Origin of the sequence: Xanthobacter autotrophicus (genome assembly GCF_029991245.1) — a bacterium.
In the GTDB taxonomy this organism is placed as follows: Bacteria; Pseudomonadota; Alphaproteobacteria; order Rhizobiales; family Xanthobacteraceae; genus Xanthobacter; species Xanthobacter autotrophicus_C.
On the sequence record NZ_JAIVFO010000026.1, the window covers coordinates 20,447 to 37,646 of the forward strand.

The window sequence follows — 17,200 nt, forward strand, 5'->3', positions numbered from 1 at the left end:
GTGGGTGTTGGGCCGCGATCACATGGCGGTGGCGCTGAAGGGCGGTACGCCATAATAGTCCGAGACCCGCCGGCCGTTGTCCGAACTCCAGTCGTAATCGTCGGACGCGCTGTACTTCGGCGCATTTTCGATCTGCTCGCGCGAGATGTTCACGCGGAAACCGCCGACGGATTCGTCATAGGTCAGCATCTGCCACGGCACGGGGTAGTAATCCTCGCCGATGCCCAGGAAGCCGCCGAAGCTCAGCACGGCGTAGGACACGCGACCGCTGGTCTTTTCCAGGATCAGCCGCTCGACCGAGCCGATCTTCTCGTCCTGCGGATCGTAGACCGCGGTGCCCACCACCATGTCGCTGGCGACAAGGCTCGGGGTTTCCTTGATATTGGGGTTCTGCGTGTCGGTCTGCATTCGTTTGATCTCCCTAGAGAAGACGGATGCTCTACCAACGCATGCGCGGACACCACGTTCCCATCACCTGAAAATACTGTTTTCCTGACCTGCTATACAGTCGCGCTCCAGCAGCCTGGGCCGCATCACCCCTTGAACGGCCAAGCCACGCTCTCGCCCACCTGTCCGCGGTGGCGCAGGACATGGTCGGCGAGCACGCACCACATCATGGCCTCGCCCACCGGCACCGCGCGGATGCCGACGCAGGGGTCGTGCCGGCCTTTGGTGAAGATCTCCGTCTCCTGGCCGGTGCGGTCCACGGTCTGCCGGGGGGTGAGGATGGAGGAGGTGGGCTTCAGCGCAAACCGCGCCACGATGGGCGCCCCGGTGGCGATGCCGCCGAGGATGCCCCCCGCATGGTTGGAGAGGAAGTGCGGGCGCCCCTCGTTGCCGAGGCGCATCTCGTCGGCATTCTCCTCGCCGGTGAGGCGGGCGGCGTTGAAGCCCTCGCCGATCTCCACCCCCTTGGCCGCATTGATGCCCAGCAGGGCGCTGGCGAGGTCGGCGTCGAGCTTGCCGTAGAGCGGGGCGCCGAGGCCCGCCGGCACCCCTTCCGCCACCAGTTCCACCACCGCCCCGATGGAGGAGCCGGCCTTGCGCACTGCATCCAGATACTCTTCCCAGAGCGGCACCGTCTTCGGATCGGGACAGAAGAAGGGGTTGTTGGGAACCTCGTTCCAGTCCCAGCGGCTGCGATCGACCTCGATCTCGCCGATGCGCACCACCGCCCCGCGCACGGTGACGCCGGGCAGCACCTTGGCGGCGATGGCGCCGGCGGCGACCCGCGTCGCCGTCTCCCGCGCCGAGGAGCGCCCGCCGCCGCGATGGTCGCGGATGCCGTACTTGATGTCGTAGGTGAAATCCGCATGCCCCGGCCGGTAGGCGCCGGCGATGTCGGCATAATCCTTGGAGCGCTGGTCCACATTCTCGATGAGCAGGGCGATGGGCGTGCCGGTGGTGATGAGGCCGCCGTCCGGATGCTCCAGCGTGCCGGACAGCACCTTCACCTGGTCCGGCTCGCGCCTCTGGGTGGTGAAGCGCGACTGGCCGGGCCGGCGCCGGTCAAGGGCGGCCTGCACATCTTCAAGGGTAAAGCGCAGGTTCGGCGGGCAGCCGTCCACCACGCAGCCGATGGCGGCCCCATGGCTCTCGCCGAAGGTGGTGACCCGAAACAGATGCCCGAACGTGTTGAACGACATGGCGCGACACTATCCCTCACTCGTCCCGGCTCAATAGACGAGGATCACGCCCGAGGAAACTGATGTCTCCAACGTTGGCCTCCAAGGTCCGGCCCAGGCCCGGTGGGGACCTGAGTCGCGCCGGATGGGTGCTCGGGTTTGTGAAATCCCCGCCGCAAATGTGGCCAGCCTGTCACACAGCTGCGCGCAGATGTGCTATGAGACGCGCCGACGGAGAATTTTCTACCCCGCCATGCCTTTGCTCGAAATCCTGATCGTCCTTTTCCTGGTGTTGCTCAATGCCGTTCTGGCCGCAGCGGAATTGTCCATCGTTTCGTCGCGCCCGGCGCGGCTGAAGACGTTTGCCGACCGGGGCCGTCGCGGGGCGATTGCCGCGCTGAGGCTCGGCGAGGATCCCGGCCGCTTCCTCTCCACGGTCCAGATCGGCATCACCCTCATCGGCATTCTCGCCGGCGCCTTCTCCGGCGCCAGCCTGGGTGAAACCTTCAGCAGCTTCCTGCGCGACTCCGGCATGCCGGACAGCTTCGCCCAGCCCATCGGCTATACGGTGGTGGTGGCCGCCATCACCTATCTGTCGCTGGTGATCGGCGAACTCATCCCCAAGCGGCTGGCCTTGCAGAATCCCGAGCCGCTGGCCTGCACCCTGGCACCGCTGATGATGACACTCTCCAAGGTGTCGCTGCCGGCGGTGTGGCTGCTCGACGCCTCGACCCGTTTCGTCCTGAGGTTGCTCGGCGAACGGGGCGCCAGTTCCAGCGCTGTCACCGACGAGGAAATCCGCGCCATCATCACCGAGGCCGAGACCGCCGGCGTCATCGATCCCGCCGAACGGCGCATGATCGCCGGCGTGATGCGTCTCGCCGACCGGCCGGTGACCGCCATCATGACGCCGCGGCCCGACGTGGAGTGGGTGGACATCTCCAAGGATGCGGAAGAGGTGCGCCAGGTGCTCCTCCACACGCCCCATTCGCGCCTGCCCGCCTGCGAGGGCTCGCCGGAGGAGACCATCGGCGTCATCCAGGCCAAGCGCGTGCTCGACGCCTATCTCAAGGGCGAGCGGCCCGATCCCCGCCAGTTCGTGCAGCAGGTGCCGTTCATCGTGGAGAATGTGGGGGCGCTGGAAGCCATGCGCATCCTGCGCGGCGCCGAGGTGCCCATGGGCATCGTGGTGGACGAGTATGGCGACATGGCCGGCGTCGTCACCGGCTACGACCTGCTCCTCGCCATCACCGGCTCGGTGGATGCGCCCGAGTATAACGAGGCCCGCAACGTGGTGGAGCGGCAGGACGGCAGCTATCTGGTGGCCGGCGAAACCCCCATCGACGAACTGCGGGACCTGCTCGACGTGGCCTTCCAGGTCGATGACGGCTACCACACGGTGGCGGGTTTCGCCCTGTCGCACATCAAGGAACTGCCGGAGGAGGGCGCGGTCTTCACGGCGCTGGGCTGGCGCTTCGAGATTGTGGACATGGACGGCCGGCGCATCGACAAGCTGCTGGTGTCCCGTCCCCACGTGCTCCACCGGCAGAAGGTCGCCGGGGAGGCCTGACCACTCTCGCCCCAACGACCCTCGCCCGACTGGGGCGAGGGCAAGGGAGGCGAGGGCCTGGAGGCGGCGCCTCAGTCGCGCCGGGCGAGGGAGCGCAGGAAGCCTTCGTATTCCTCGGTCAGCTCCATATCCACGCCGAACGCATTCTTCAGCAGGATGTTGGCGATGAAGGGCTGGTCGTTGCGCTTCTCTTCCAGGGTTTCGCGCAGCACCGGGACCGTGTCCTCGATGTGCTTGAGGAAGGCGATGCCCTTCTCCAGGGTCTCGTTCCACTTGGCGCGATGCCAGAGCGCCAGCGGGTACATGATCTCGTGGACGAAGTTGGACTTGCGCGCCTTCTCGAAGAACCGCAGGCCCGCGCTCCAGTTTTCCTTGGCGCGCAGCGGCGGCGGCGGGATGTCGCCGAGCAGCATCTTCTTGCCGGCCTGTCCGACGAAGTCCTCCAGCGTGATCGGCGTGTCGATCTGGGTGCGGAAGTGCCAGAGCGCGAAATTGCCGGGATATTCCTTGCCCATCATGTCGATGAGGGCGGCTTCCACCTTGTCCACCGCGGCTTTGTCGGCTTTCAGCGCAGCCGTCATGCAGAAGGCGAAGACCGCGTCGTTGCCCACATTGTGCACGCCGCCATTGGCGAGCTGGGCGGGGGTCAGGGCAGGGGTCTTGCCGTCGGCCGGAACGGTGGCCTCGTCCGCGCGCAGGTCGGTGATGAACTTCGTGATTTCGAGCCAGCCCATGTAGTTGGCGATGAAGGCGTCGGGGTCCACGTGCACGATGGCGAGGTTGAGCGGCATCTTCCGCTTTTGCAGTTCGGCCATGTCGGTCATGAAAGGGTCCCCTGGGGCTCGGGTCAAAAGGCATCAAGGAAAGGCAGAGTCGTCGCGTTCACGACAACGCTGCCGGGCGTACCGGTTTGACACAGCAAGAAAAATGCCAAGGGAGAGGGGCTGCGCGGACGCGGTGCGGGACCTTCAGTCCGCCACCTCGAAGCCGCCGGGGGTCACCACATAGACCGCGCCCTGGCGCACCGGCAGGACGGCGGCCTCGGCGGCCGGCATGCCGGCCTTCACGTGCAGGAGCGCCCGGATGACGCCGCCATGGGTGACGATGACCGCATCGTCCTCGATCTCGGCGCAGGCGGCGTTCACCCGCTCGCACAGGTCGCCGTAGCTTTCGCCGCCGGGCGGCGTGAAATTCCATGGGTCTAGGTCGCGCTTGCGCACGTTGAGCTGGTCGCGGCGGCGCAGTTCGGGCCAGGTCTGGCCCTCCCACTGGCCGAACGAGATTTCGGCGAGGCGCGGGTCGGTGGGGAACTCGCTGGCGGGCAGGTCGAGGCTGGTGCGCAGGATGCGCATGGTTTCCACAGCCCGCGACAGGGGGCTGGACACGTAGGCGAGCGCCTTGGGATCGCCGGCGAGCTGGGGGAGCACGCGGCCGACGCGCCCGGCCTGGATGCGGCCCAGCGCATTGAGGGGCACGTCGCGGCGGCCCTGCAGGCGGCCGACCACGTTCCAGTCGGTCTCGCCGTGGCGCACCAGGAAAAAGCGCCGCGTGGTCGTGGCAGCCGGGGTGGCAGTCGCAATCGCAGGGGTCATGGCGCTTGTACCGGCGCGCAGCGGGAACCGGAGGGCTGAAGCGCCGCCTTCAGGGGGATCACCGCGGGGGAACCGGGATGACGTGGTCATACCAGGCGCCGCGCGGCGGATAGGTCACCCTGAGGGCGATCTGCGAACCCGGCGCCGCCTTGCCCTTGAAGCTGACGATCAGCCCCCTGGCCGGCCGGCCGAGGCAGAGCGTGGTGGCGCCGCCGTCGATGGCCCGTGCGGTGAAGCTGCCATAGCGGATGAACACCTGCCCGCCGGGCGGGGCCGACAGCACCCTGATGGCGGGCACCTGGGTCTGCTGGCAGTTGAAGTCCGCCGTGCCGGCGGCGAACAGGGCGCTGCGCGTGCCCGAGCCGCCGATCAGGAAGGCGGTGCCGTATTCGCTGGGCGTCACATAGTCGGGAAAGACGGCGCCGCCGGGGCCGAAGATGCGGTCACGCAGCGGGTATTCCTGGAGCGTCGGCGGGCTCTGCGCGAAACCCTCGCCGGACGTGGCCAGAAGACCTGCCAGAAGGCCGGCTGAAACCGCCAGGGCGGACAGGGCGGCGCGAAGGACGATCGCCGGCATAAGGGTCTCCTGATGGCGCGCGGGGGCGCGGCGGGTTTGCAGTCTCAGTCGCGGACGAGGGCGAGGTCGGGCGCGTCGGGGTGCTTCATGCCGACGATATGATATCCGGCATCCACATGGTGCACTTCCCCGGTCACACCGCGCGACAAATCGGACACGAGATAGACGCCGGTGTCGCCCACCTCGTCGGTGGTGACGGTGCGGCGCAGCGGCGAGTTCAGCTCGTTCCACTTCAGGATGTAGCGGAAATCACCGATTCCCGAGGCCGCCAGGGTCTTGATGGGGCCGGCGGAGATGGCATTGACGCGGATGGCCTTGGGGCCGAGGTCGGCGGCCAGGTAGCGCACGCTCGCCTCCAGAGCCGCCTTGGCGACGCCCATGACGTTGTAATGCGGCATCCACTTTTCCGCACCGTAATAGGTGAGGGTAAGGAGCGAGCCGCCATTGGTCATCAGCTTCTCCGCCCGCTGGGCCACGGCGGTGAAGGAGTAGCAGGAGATGAACATGGTCTTGGTGAAATTGTCGGCCGAGGTGTCCACATAGCGGCCGTCCAGCTCGTCCTTGTTGGAGAAGGCGATGCAGTGGACCACGAAATCCAGCGTGCCGAACAGCTTCTCGGTTTCGGCGAAGACGGCGTCCAGGGTCTCCGGCTCGGTCACGTCGCAATGGCCGACCAGATGGCCGCCCAGCTCGGCGGCCAGCGGCTCGACCCGCTTCTTCAGCGCCTCGCCCTGATAGGTGAGGGCGAGTTCCGCGCCGTGGGCGCGCGCCGACTTGGCGATGCCGTAGGCGATGGAGCGATTATTGGCGACACCGAGAACCAGCCCGCGCTTGCCCTTCAGAAGACCGCTCGCGAAACCGTCCGTCGCCATTGACCCAACTCCACATGCTCAAGCCATTGATGCCCCATGGTACGGCCATAGGCACGCTCCACGGGGCGCGCTTCCTATGGCATGGGGCCATCCACCGTTCAAGCGAGGCCCACGCACTCTGCCTCTTGCATCGCGCAATAGGGGGCGCTATACGCAGCGCCTCTGGATCGGAGTGTAGCGCAGTCTGGTAGCGCACCACGTTCGGGACGTGGGGGTCGCAGGTTCAAATCCTGCCACTCCGACCAGCTGATCGACGGGCATGGAATTGAGGTTCCTCCGTCCTTCAACCCACGTCATCCCCTTGCTGCAGTGATGCACTCAATGGCCCACCGCCGGTGCGCCTGGGCCGCTGCGGCATGCCCCCTGGCGCGGGTGCATCATGCGTCTGCGTCCGGTCAATGGGGCGGGACAAGCGCGCCGCGATTCGCGCAGCCGGATCGCAGGGGTGTCCCCTCTGAATCGCCGCCCTCGACCAGCCGAAGATGCGAATCGTCTTTGGCTCGGGCCGTCATCCCCGGTCTTCGAGCGACTCGATGCTGGCGTGTCGAGCCTTCGTCACCATGCCGCAGCGCAAAAGATGGCCGTCAGGTCGTCCCCTTCAGCCGCCAGGCGGCAAGCGCGAAGCCGGCGCAGGTGAGGGTGGCGAAGACGGCGAGGCCATGCGGGTGCGCCTGCATGGCAAAGCCGGCGCCGAGCGGCCCCACCAGCGCGCCCAGCCCCCAGAACAGGCCCGAGACCGCATAGATGCCCACCAGGTCGCCGCCCTTGAACCGGCTGCCCACCAGCGTGATCATGATGGTGTAGATGCCCACGAACGCTCCGCCCCACACGAACAGCAGGGCATAGGTGGCGATCGTGCTGCCGAGGGCGAGGGGCCACACCGCCGCCCCGACGGCGGAGAGCGTCGCCAGCGCAATGACGAGGTGGCGACGGTCCATCTTGTCGCCCAGCCAGCCGATGGGCAGCTGGAGCGCGATGGCGCCGATCATCATCACCGACATGAGGCGGGTTGCGTGCGCCTCGGCCCAGCCGAGGTTGATGGCATAGAGCGCGAGGAAGGAGAGGCCGGCGGTCTCGATGGCGGCGTTGAGCAGGGTCGCGCTCAGGGCAAGGGGGGCGAGGCGCACGAAACGCACCGGATTGCCCACCGTCGGCTCGTCGAAACGGGGCGCGACCACGCGCGGCGAGGCGACGAACAGCGCGGCGAGCAGCGCGATGCCCGCCCCCACCCCATAGGGCAGCGCGCCGGCCGTGCCCACCAGCGAGAGGATGATGGGCCCCAGCGCCAGCCCCACCGAGAGCGCCGCCGTATAGGCCGCCATGGAGCGGGCGCGCGTGCCCTCGGTGGAAAGGGCGTTGATCCAGGTCTCGGAGGTCACGAACAGCGCCTCGGCCGCCATGCCGAGGAACAGGCGCAGCACGAACCATGCGGCGAGCATGGGCAGCAGCGGAAAGGCGATGAGCGCCGCCGCCGAAATGGCGATGGAGAGGAAGATGAGCTTACGTGGCCCCAGCGTCGCCACCAGCCGCGGCAGCGCCACGGCGGTGATCAGCACGCCCACGGCATGCATGGCCGCATTGGCCCCGATGGCGCCCTCGCTGAGGCCGCGGGCGGCGAGGTCGAATGCGATGAGCGGCGCCGTGAGCGAGTAAGTGAGGCCGAACACCATGGCGGTGGCGATGACCGCGGCGCGGGCGAGCACGCTGGCCCGGCCTTCGACGAGGCCGGCTTCCAGCGGGACGGCCTTCCCGGGGGTGGCTTCCAGGGGGGTGGCTTGGGCGGCCTCATTGCTCATGGTTCGCTCACGCTTGCCCGCGCGGTGGCGGTGCCGCTCGGGGCGGAATGGGGACGGCTCAAGCGCTTCACGAAGTCCCGGAGCCGCGCCGCGAACGGCGGTGGCGCGGGCTCGATGATGCGTTTCAGGGTGTTGGCGTAGTCGAGCACCAGGCCGGGCGTCCAGCTCATGGCCTCGGCCCGCGAGCGGATATAGGCGCCCGCCCACACGTCCGGATTGGCCAAAAGCGTGGCGACCCGCAGCCAGGGCATGCGCGAGGCCAGCACGCCTTCGAGGGCGGAATCGAGGGCCGCCGCCACCACCACGGAGCAGTTGCGGTTGGTGAGGTTATAGGTGTCGTCCTGCCGGTAGCCGGCCCAGAAGGCCCGCAGGCGCCGGGCATTGAAGCGGGTGAATTCCACCTTCGCATCCGCCTCGCACCAGTTTGCCGATTCGTCGGCGTAGGAGGGCTGGAAGCGGCCCTTCACGTTGTTCTCGGCGGTGGCGCGCAGGATGCGGGCGAATTCTTCCGGCGGATGCTCGATCTCCTCCGCCGGATAATGGCTGATATAGAGGTCCGGCCGCAGTTCCAGCGCCGAATGGCCGGTGGAGATGGCGCCGGTGCGGTCCACGGCGGCGATGTAGCGGTCGATGAAGGGGCGGTGCGTGGGCACGTCCGCCGAGCCCACCGGGGTCCAGACATGGACCGTCATGGGGCCGTCGGAGGGCGGTAGCGGGCCGCTCTCGTCCACGATCACCGGCGCGTTGTCATACCAGTTGCGCCCGCCGAACAGCGGCAGGGCGAGGATCGCCACCTCGGAAAGGTGGGCACGCAGCATCAGGCTCGCGCGCATCAGGATCCAGCCGGACATGAGCAGCAACAGGGCGATGCACAGCGGAACCTTGATCTCGTGGGAAAACGGCCAGTGGCTGGCGATGATCGCCGCCAGCACGATCTCCACGACGCCCACCGCCACCGTCGCCCGCCACAGCCGGAAGCGCACCACCAGGGCGGTGGCGATGCGGGCCACGCCGTCCATGAGGAAGGCGGCGCCGAACAGCAGCGACAGCGCCATGCCGTTGCGCTCCGGATAATCCAGGATGAAGATGCCCACGAAGACGAGGGCGCCGGCGCGGGCGAGGGCCAGGGTCCAGCTCTGCACCCCGCGCAGGGCGAAGACGGCGAGCAGGCTCAGCAGCCCTTCCAGCACGAACACGCCGCCGAACACCTGCGTTGCCACGGACATGGTGCCGTCCATGGCATCCAGCAGGATCAGGCAGGCGACGCCGATGAAGGCGAGGGCGAGCACCAGCAACACCCACCAGCGGTCGCGCAGGGCACGGGCCCCCACCAGGATGAACGCAAGCTGGACCATGAAGGGACGGCTTCACTCTGGAGAGAGTCCCCGAGGCTGAACCAGCCTGATGGTGAATCCCTCGCGTCACACTAGGAAAGGGTGATTCCCGTCTGAACGAAAGCGGTTCCGCCCCGTCCAAACGCATCGCACCCAAGGTCAGGTCGGCACCATGGGGCCGTCGCCCCCGCCGATGCAAGAGGCTGGGCAAGAGGTTTAGACGGGGTGGCTGGGTCCGGAGGGGGCCGCGCCCGCGCCGGCAGGCGAGGGGGCCAATGTTCCGCATCCGGAACAGTGAAGGCCCCTTTGTGGTTGGCCTTCGAGACCCAACGGACACGGAGCGTCGCGATGACCAGCGCCGAAATGGAGCGCCTGAAGGCGGATGCGTCGGGCAATACCGGCCTGAGTGCGGTTCTCGCCGATGCGGTGGGCGGCTTTTCCAGCGCGGAGGATGCGGTGGGCTTCCTTGCCTCGCGCGGGTTCGAGGTGACGGCTTCGGACCTTGCGGATGCGGCGGCGGACGCCGATGAGGCGCCCGCCGCGCAGGACGAGGAAGCGGCCGGGGCAGACGGCTACGGCGCGCTCATGCGGTTCCTGCGCCGCAGCTGAGCTTCGCCTTCACACAATGTCGTCGTCACAGAATGGTGCCGTGCAGGAACAGCCAGGCCACCGAGAAATAGATGACGATGCCGGTCACATCCACCAGGGTCGCGATGAACGGCGCCGAGGCCGAGGCCGGATCGAAACCCAGGCGCTTCAATGCGAAAGGCAGCAGCGAGCCGGCCATGGAGCCGAACGTGACGATGCCGATGAGGGCGGCGCCGATGGTCATGGCCAGCAGCTTCCAGTGCTCGCCATAATCGAAGATGCCGGCCTCCTGCCACACCACGATGCGCACGATGCCGATGATGCCGAGGATGGCGCCGAGTGTGATCCCCGTCGGGAACTCGCGCAGCGCTACGCGCCACCAGTCCCGCAGCCGCACCTCGTGCAGGGCCAATGCGCGGATGATGAGGGAGGTGGCCTGGGAGCCCGAATTGCCGCCCGAACTCATGACCAGCGGGATGAACAGGGCGAGGACGATGGCCTTCTCCAGTTCGTCCGCATAGACCTGCATGGCGCTGGTGGTGAGCATCTCCGACAGGAACAGCACGCACAGCCAGCCGCCGCGCTTCTTAATCATCTCGAAGAAGGAGATGTCGAGATAGGGCTTGTCGATGGCCTCCATGCCGCCCATGCGTTGCACGTCCTCGGTCTGCTCCTCGATCATGGCGTCGATCACGTCGTCGACCGTGACGATGCCGAGCACGTGACCGGTGGAGTCCACCACCGGAACGGCGAGGAAGTCATACTTGGAGATGGTCCGCGCCACCTCCTCCTGGGGCATGGTCGGGGGCACGGTGATGGGCGCGTAGGGATTGGCCACCGACGAGATGGGGGCATCCGGCTCGCCGAAGATCAGGCGGCGCAGGGAGACGGTGTTGACGAGGCGTTTGGTATCCGGGGTCAGGACATAGATGGCGTAGACGGTCTCGCGGCTGTGCTCCACCTCGCGGATGTGGGCGAGGGTCTGCCCCACGGTCCAGTTCGAGGGCACGCTGACGAACTCGGTGGTCATGAGCGCGCCGGCGGAGCCGTCGGGGTAGGTGAGCAGGTGGTCGATGCCGCTGCGTGTTTCCGGCGTCAGCGCTTCCCGCAGGCGGCCCCTGGCCGGCTCCTCGATCCAGCGCAGCACGTCGGAGGCGCGGTCCGCCGACATGCCTTCGAGCAGGGCGACGGCCTTGTCCTGGGGCAGGGCCTCGATGACCTCGCAGGCGTCCTGGAACTGTGGCTGGTCGAGCACCTCCACCGCCCATTGCAGGGGCATGTGGGCGACCAGCTCGGTGGCGTCCTCGGCGGTCTTGCCGTTCAGGAATTCGACGATGTCGGCCACATGCTCGTGACCGAGGCGGGCTGCGATGCTCGCCTTGTCCATGTCTTGCGTCGTGACGATGTTCATCCGTGCCTCTCCGCCCCGGCTGCGGTTCCGGCGGCGCTCGCCTCGACCGGGTCCATGCCCCACGTAGCGAAGCTGTCCTTCAACGAAATGACACGTTGGCGTCGGGCGACCGTGCGCCAGAGCCGCCAGCGGGCAGTTCAGACGGCCTTGAAGGTGCCGTCGTCGCCGAGCATCTCCAGCTGGCCGGTGGCGACGCCGAAATAGGCACCGTGCAGCTTCAGCTCGCCTGCGCTGATTCGCTCGGCGACCCACGGGAAGCCGGCGAGGTTCGCCAGGGAGAGCTTGACGCAGCATTGCTCGCAGAAGCGCTGCCGCTGATCGCGGGGAATGCCGGCATCCTCGGCCATGAGCCGCGCGGGCTCGGCGATCTTCATCCAGCCGGCCACGAAGTCCTCGGCACCGGGCGGGGCGCCCTCCAGCAGGGCGTGCACGCCGCCGCACTGGGCGTGGCCCATCACCACCACGTCCTGCACCTTGAGCACGCGCACGGCGAACTCGATGGCCGCCGACGTGCCGTGATAATTGGCGTCGGGCAGGAACGGCGGCACCAGGTTGGCGACGTTGCGGACCACGAACATCTGGCCGGGTCCGGCATCGAAGATCATCTGCGGATCGACGCGGCTGTCCGAGCAGGCGATGACCAGGGTCTCCGGCTTCTGGCCCCGCGCCGCGAGCCGCTCGAAGAGCTGCTTGCGCTCCGGCCATGCCACTTCACGGAATCGTCTGTAGCCTGAAATCAGATCATCCACGCGCCGCTCTCCCGTCTGGTCCGCTCAAGGCACGGAAGTCCGAGCGCGACGGCCAAGTCAAGCCCGCCACATTGCCTCCCCGGTGCGCCGCTGCGGCCGGCGGGGCGAGGGCCCTGCGCCATGCGGCCACCCGGGGGTCGTTGGAACCCGATGGACTGTTGCCACGTTACGTCTGCACGAAGTCAATCTGAACGACGGGGAAAGGTCATGCGCGGAATTCTGCTTTGGATCATGGGTGTTCCGGTTTCTGTAATCATCCTGCTCTACGTTTTCAACTTCCTGTGACGCCTCGTCATCGCTGTGCCGCGAAGAAGAATGCCCAGGCCGTGCCACGCTCGCGCAACCGGGGGTGCGGTGATGGCTCTTGGACATGGCTCTTGGACCCCCTCTTGGACCCGCCAGGAGTGTGGATGAAAAAGAGGCAGATCCGATGAATTGTGTGCGCCGCCGCACCGCAGAAGTCCGAGGCGTGCGGCATCGCAATCGCGGTGGAAGCGCCGCGTTTTGAATGGCGATGCGGATATTGCTGAAATTTGCGGCATCGCGTCAATCGGCCGCCGCCTGTTTTATCGGCATATTGTGTGCGCTGCAGCCGGTTCTGCCGGCTTCGATCACGGTTCCGCCTCCGGGCACGTCCGTACCGGGCCGGTGGTAAGCCTTGGCACGCGCCTTGCTCACGTTTCCCTGGCAGGCCCGATGGGCCGTCGCAACAGGGGAGAGAGCGCATGCTCGGTTTGCTGGGACAGGCGACCAGGGGTTTCGGGGCGCTCGCCGCCGCCGCCGCCATCGTGGGCACGATGGGAATGGGCGTGGCCAAGGCGCAGGAGACCATCAAGGTCGGCATCCTGCATTCTTTGTCGGGCACGATGGCCATCAGCGAGACGACGCTAAAGGACGCCATGCTCATGCTCATCGAAGAGCAGAACAAGAAGGGCGGCCTCCTGGGCAAGAAGCTCGAGGCCGTGGTGGTGGACCCCGCTTCCAACTGGCCGCTGTTCGCCGAAAAGGCGCGCGAGCTGATCACCAAGGACAAGGTCGCCGCCGTGTTCGGCTGCTGGACCTCGGTCAGCCGCAAGTCGGTGCTGCCGGTGTTCAAGGAACTCAACAACATCCTCTTCTACCCGGTCCAGTATGAGGGCGAGGAGAGCGAGCGCAACGTGTTCTATACCGGCGCCGCCCCGAACCAGCAGGCCATTCCCGCGGTGGATTACCTCGCCAACGACGAGAAGGTGGAGCGCTGGGTGCTGGCGGGCACCGACTATGTCTATCCCCGCACCACCAACAAGATCCTCGAAGCCTATCTGAAGTCCCGCGGCGTGAAGGCCGAGGACATCATGATCAATTACACGCCGTTCGGCCATTCCGACTGGCAGACCATCGTGTCCGACATCAAGAAGTTCGGCTCGGCGGGCAAGAAGACTGCGGTGGTCTCCACCATCAATGGTGATGCCAACGTGCCGTTCTACAAGGAGCTGTCCAACCAGGGCATCAGCGCCAAGGATATTCCCGTGGTCGCCTTCTCGGTGGGCGAGGAAGAACTGGCCGGCATCGACACCAAGCCCCTCGCCGGCCACCTTGCGGCATGGAACTACTTCATGTCCATCGACACGCCGGAGAACAAGGACTTTATCGCCAAGTGGCACGCCTTCACCAAGAACCCGAAGCGCGTCACCAATGACCCAATGGAGGCCCATTACATCGGCTTCAACATGTGGGTGAAGGCGGTGGAGAAGGCCGGCACGACCGACCAGGACAAGGTCATCGCCGCGCTGCCGGGCATCAAGCAGGCCAACCTCACCGGCGGCGTCTCCGAGATGCTCCCCAACCACCACATCACCAAGCCGGTCTTCATCGGCGAGATCGAGGGCAACGGCCAGTTCGACGTGGTGTGGAAGACCAAGGACCTCATCCCCGGCGAAGCCTGGTCGCGCTACCTCGAAGGCTCCAAGAATTTGGTGGCCGACTGGGTGAAGCTGAACTGCGGCAACTTCGACACCGTCAAGAACGTCTGCCTCTCGGCGGCCAAGTGAGCGGATTCAAGTGAGCGGATTCAAGTGAGCGCATCCAAGTGAGCGGACCCGCCTGAGCGCATCCGCGCGAGCTTCGCGTCCCGGTGGGCGCGGAATTGGCGGGCGTGGATTTTTTAAGCCTTTGATCTCGAAAGCCTCTCGTACCGTCCCGCAAGGGGCGCTCCTCCCTCTCCCCGGCAACGGGGAGGGGGAGCCTCGCTCTTCCCGTCGCGAGCTGCCGGCACCGCCGGCTGCGCTGGAGCGGATACCTTCATGATGCGCCTGCGCCTTTCCGTTCCGCCGGCCCTCGCGCGCCTCCTCGCGCTTCCCCTTCTCGCCTTTCTTCCGGCCGTCCTTGTCTTGGCCGTCCTCTTGCCCGCCGGCGCCGTGCGCGCCCAGGGCCAGGGCGACATTTCGGCCATCGTCGCGAAATTCGCGAACGACAGCTATTCGGATACGTCGGACGCGCTGGTCGAGCTTTCGGCCACCGGCAGCGCCCAGGCCGCAGCTGTGGTGGAGGCGCTCGGCGCCGGCCGGCTGGTGTTCGATCCGGCCACCAAGGCGGTCTATATCCGCACCCCCGCCGGCATAGCCGACGCCGCCACCGGCACCATCGTGGCCAATGCGCCGGCCAACCTCTCCGTGGTGCGCGCCAACAACCGGGTGCGCCGCGCCATCGATGCGGCCTCCGGCGCGCTCTCGCTGCTCAATCCCGATCCGGTCCGCCGCGCCGACGCGGCCGCCGCCGTGTTCAAGTCGCGCGATGCCGCGGCGCTGGCGACGGTGGAAGCCGCCATCGCCAAGGAGACGGTGGCCAGCGTGAAGGAAACGCTGGAGCAGGCCCGCGCCGCCATCCTCGTCGGCAAGGCGGAAGTGCCGGAGGCCGTGCGGCTCCTCGCCATCCAGAAGATCACCGCCCGCGGCGACCAGGAGGCCATCAGCCTGCTGCGCAGCCTGCCGGCGGATGCTCCCGCCAGCCTCAAGGCGGCAGCGGAGGCCGGCATCGCCAAGGTGGAACAGAACCTCAGGTTCTGGGCCGTGGCGCAGAATGTCTGGTACGGCCTGTCGCTGGGCTCGGTGCTGCTGCTGGCGGCCATCGGGCTTGCCATCACCTTCGGTGTCATGGGCGTCATCAACATGGCCCACGGCGAGATGGTGATGCTGGGCGCCTACACCACATTCGTGGTGCAGGACTTCATCCGCCATTCGGCCCCCGGCCTGTTCGACTGGTCCCTCGCCATCGCCCTGCCGCTGGCCTTCCTGTTCACGGGGCTGGTGGGCATCCTCATCGAGCGCACGGTGATCCGCTTCCTCTACGGCCGGCCGCTGGAGACGCTGCTCGCCACCTGGGGTGTCTCGCTGATCCTCCAGCAGGCGGTGCGTTCCGTGTTCGGCCCCACCAACCAGGAGGTGGGAGCGCCCTCGTGGATGTCCGGGGCGTTCCAGGTGGGGCAATTGTCCATCACCTACAACCGCCTGTGGATCATCGTCTTCGCGCTGCTGGTGTTCTTCGCGCTGTTGCTGGTGCTGAAGCGCACGCCGCTCGGCCTTTATGTGCGCGCGGTGACGCAGAACCGGCGCATGGCGGCGGCCATGGGCATCCGCACCGGACGCATCGATGCGCTCACCTTCGGCCTCGGCTCCGGCATCGCCGGCATCGCGGGCGTGGCGCTGTCGCAGATCGATAACGTGAGCCCGAACCTTGGGCAGGGCTACATCATCGACAGCTTCATGGTGGTGGTGTTCGGCGGGGTGGGGAACCTCTGGGGCACGCTGGTGGGCGCCTTCACGCTGGGCATCGCCAACAAGCTGCTGGAGCCCTTCGCCGGCGCCGTGCTGGGCAAGATCCTTCTGCTCGTCTTCATCATCCTGTTCATCCAGAAGCGCCCGCGCGGCCTGTTCGCGCTCAAGGGCCGGGCGGTGGAATCGTGAGAGGCGCGGCCGCAATTTGTTTCCCCTCTCCCCTCGCGGGAGAGGGTGCCGCGCGCAGCGCGGTGGGTGAGGGGGTGCTGCCCGCTCGCTCTGCTGGGCAAGGTCTCGCGCAGCCCAACCCCTCACCCCGACCCTCTCCCGCAAGGGGAGAGGGAGGCCGTCGCGCTCGACCGCACCCTCTGTGCGAAGTCATCGCAGGGAGCCATTGCGCATGAACCGCTCCGGCATCATCGACCGCACCGGCGGCATCTTCCTTCTCGTCATGCTGGCGGTGGCGGTGCTGGTGCCGGCCTCCAACTTGCTGCTGCCCCCCGGCCATCCGCTGCATGTGCCGGACTACATGATCCCGCTGCTCGGCAAGTACCTCACCTATGCGCTGCTCGCCGTGGCGGTGGATCTGGTGTGGGGCTATTGCGGCGTGCTCTCGCTGGGGCACGGCGCCTTCTTCGCGCTGGGCGGCTACGCCATGGGCATGTACCTCATGCGCCAGATCGGTCCGCGCGGCGTCTATGGCGATCCGGTGCTGCCCGACTTCATGGTGTTCCTGAATTACAAGGAGCTGCCGTGGTTCTGGTACGGGTTCGACATGTTCCCCTTCGCCATGCTCATGGTGGTGCTGGTGCCGGGGGCGCTGGCCTTCGTGTTCGGCTGGTTCGCCTTCCGCTCGCGGGTCACGGGCGTGTATCTCTCCATCATCACCCAGGCCATGACATTCGCGCTCATGCTCGCGTTCTTCCGCAACGACATGGGCTTCGGCGGCAATAACGGCCTCACCGATTTCAAGGATATCCTGGGCTTTCCCATCTCGGCCCCGAACACGCGGCTGACCTTGTTTGTGGCGTCGGCGGTGGCGCTGGCTTTGGGCTATCTCATCTGCCGGGCGCTGGTCACCTCCAAGTACGGCAAGGTGCTGGTGGCGGTGCGCGACGCGGAGAGCCGCACCCGCTTCCTCGGTTACCGGGTGCAGAACTACAAGCTGGTGGCGTGGGTGCTGTCCGCCATGCTGGCGGGCGTCGCCGGCGCGCTCTACGTGCCGCAGGTGGGCATCATCAACCCGTCCGAGTTCGCCCCGGCCCAGTCCATCGAGATGGTGATCTGGGTGGCGGTGGGCGGGCGCGGCACGCTGGTGGGGGCCTGTCTCTTAT

15 protein-coding genes and 1 tRNA gene are annotated in these 17,200 nt (G+C 67.1%); 6 read left to right on the forward strand and 10 right to left on the reverse strand.

Features of this window, described 5'->3' with window-relative positions:
* Nucleotides 1-18 precede the first annotated feature (18 nt).
* Nucleotides 19-408 carry a PRC-barrel domain-containing protein gene (locus tag K9U41_RS06985; RefSeq protein WP_282640133.1) on the reverse strand — a complete coding sequence of 130 codons (390 nt, stop codon included), beginning with the start codon at nt 406-408 and terminating at the stop codon, nt 19-21.
* Between the two features lie 125 nt (nt 409-533).
* The gene (gene aroC, locus K9U41_RS06990; protein WP_282640134.1) at nt 534-1,646 is read right to left on the reverse strand and encodes a chorismate synthase; all 1,113 of its coding nucleotides are present in this window, start codon (nt 1,644-1,646) and stop codon (nt 534-536) included.
* 232 nt (nt 1,647-1,878) lie between these two features.
* On the opposite strand from aroC, the gene K9U41_RS06995 reads away from it, so the two are divergent.
* Complete coding sequence (locus tag K9U41_RS06995) at nt 1,879-3,195, forward strand: hemolysin family protein (RefSeq protein WP_282640135.1); 1,317 nt, start codon at nt 1,879-1,881, stop codon at nt 3,193-3,195.
* Between the two features lie 71 nt (nt 3,196-3,266).
* On the opposite strand, the gene K9U41_RS07000 is transcribed toward K9U41_RS06995, so the two are convergent.
* The 4 genes from K9U41_RS07000 to fabI form a co-directional block, all read right to left on the reverse strand.
* On the reverse strand, nt 3,267-4,019 hold the full coding sequence (locus K9U41_RS07000) for a hypothetical protein (protein WP_282640136.1): 753 nt from the start codon (nt 4,017-4,019) through the stop codon (nt 3,267-3,269).
* A 144-nt stretch (nt 4,020-4,163) separates the two neighbouring features.
* On the reverse strand, nt 4,164-4,787 hold the full coding sequence (locus K9U41_RS07005; protein ID WP_282640137.1) for a histidine phosphatase family protein: 624 nt from the start codon (nt 4,785-4,787) through the stop codon (nt 4,164-4,166).
* A gap of 58 nt (nt 4,788-4,845) precedes the next feature.
* Entirely contained in the window at nt 4,846-5,364 is a 519-nt protein-coding gene (locus K9U41_RS07010; protein WP_282640138.1) for a hypothetical protein, read from the reverse strand.
* Between the two features lie 44 nt (nt 5,365-5,408).
* On the reverse strand, nt 5,409-6,236 hold the full coding sequence (gene fabI, locus K9U41_RS07015; protein WP_282640139.1) for an enoyl-ACP reductase FabI: 828 nt from the start codon (nt 6,234-6,236) through the stop codon (nt 5,409-5,411).
* A gap of 168 nt (nt 6,237-6,404) precedes the next feature.
* On the opposite strand from fabI, the gene K9U41_RS07020 reads away from it, so the two are divergent.
* Nucleotides 6,405-6,481 (forward strand) — tRNA-Pro (locus K9U41_RS07020).
* A gap of 339 nt (nt 6,482-6,820) precedes the next feature.
* Here K9U41_RS07020 and K9U41_RS07025 read toward each other — a convergent pair.
* Together K9U41_RS07025 and K9U41_RS07030 are read right to left on the reverse strand one after the other, a co-directional pair.
* Nucleotides 6,821-8,032, reverse strand: coding sequence for an MFS transporter (locus K9U41_RS07025; RefSeq protein WP_282640140.1), 1,212 nt, complete (start codon nt 8,030-8,032; stop codon nt 6,821-6,823).
* Complete coding sequence (locus K9U41_RS07030; RefSeq protein ID WP_282640141.1) at nt 8,029-9,387, reverse strand: HdeD family acid-resistance protein; 1,359 nt, start codon at nt 9,385-9,387, stop codon at nt 8,029-8,031. Before K9U41_RS07030 ends, K9U41_RS07025 begins: the two co-directional genes overlap by 4 nt.
* Nucleotides 9,388-9,714: 327 nt before the next feature.
* Between K9U41_RS07030 and K9U41_RS07035 the strand changes: the two genes are divergently transcribed.
* Nucleotides 9,715-9,975 (forward strand): hypothetical protein, encoded by a 261-nt coding sequence (locus K9U41_RS07035; RefSeq protein WP_282640142.1) that lies wholly within the window; start codon nt 9,715-9,717, stop codon nt 9,973-9,975.
* A gap of 25 nt (nt 9,976-10,000) precedes the next feature.
* Here K9U41_RS07035 and mgtE read toward each other — a convergent pair whose 3' ends face one another.
* Together mgtE and K9U41_RS07045 are read right to left on the reverse strand one after the other, a co-directional pair.
* Nucleotides 10,001-11,365, reverse strand: coding sequence for a magnesium transporter (mgtE, locus tag K9U41_RS07040; RefSeq protein ID WP_282640143.1), 1,365 nt, complete (start codon nt 11,363-11,365; stop codon nt 10,001-10,003).
* Nucleotides 11,366-11,502: 137 nt separating this feature from the next.
* Complete coding sequence (locus K9U41_RS07045) at nt 11,503-12,114, reverse strand: carbonic anhydrase (protein ID WP_282640144.1); 612 nt, start codon at nt 12,112-12,114, stop codon at nt 11,503-11,505.
* Nucleotides 12,115-12,911: 797 nt separating this feature from the next.
* Between K9U41_RS07045 and urtA the strand changes: the two genes are divergently transcribed.
* The 3 genes from urtA to urtC form a co-directional block, all read left to right on the forward strand.
* Entirely contained in the window at nt 12,912-14,144 is a 1,233-nt protein-coding gene (urtA, locus tag K9U41_RS07050; protein ID WP_282640147.1) for an urea ABC transporter substrate-binding protein, read from the forward strand.
* 252 nt (nt 14,145-14,396) lie between these two features.
* Nucleotides 14,397-16,055 (forward strand): urea ABC transporter permease subunit UrtB, encoded by a 1,659-nt coding sequence (urtB, locus tag K9U41_RS07055; RefSeq protein ID WP_282640145.1) that lies wholly within the window; start codon nt 14,397-14,399, stop codon nt 16,053-16,055.
* Nucleotides 16,056-16,266: 211 nt separating this feature from the next.
* Nucleotides 16,267-17,200, forward strand: a 934-nt coding sequence (gene urtC / locus K9U41_RS07060) for an urea ABC transporter permease subunit UrtC (protein ID WP_282640146.1), incomplete at its 3' end; no start/stop codon positions are given.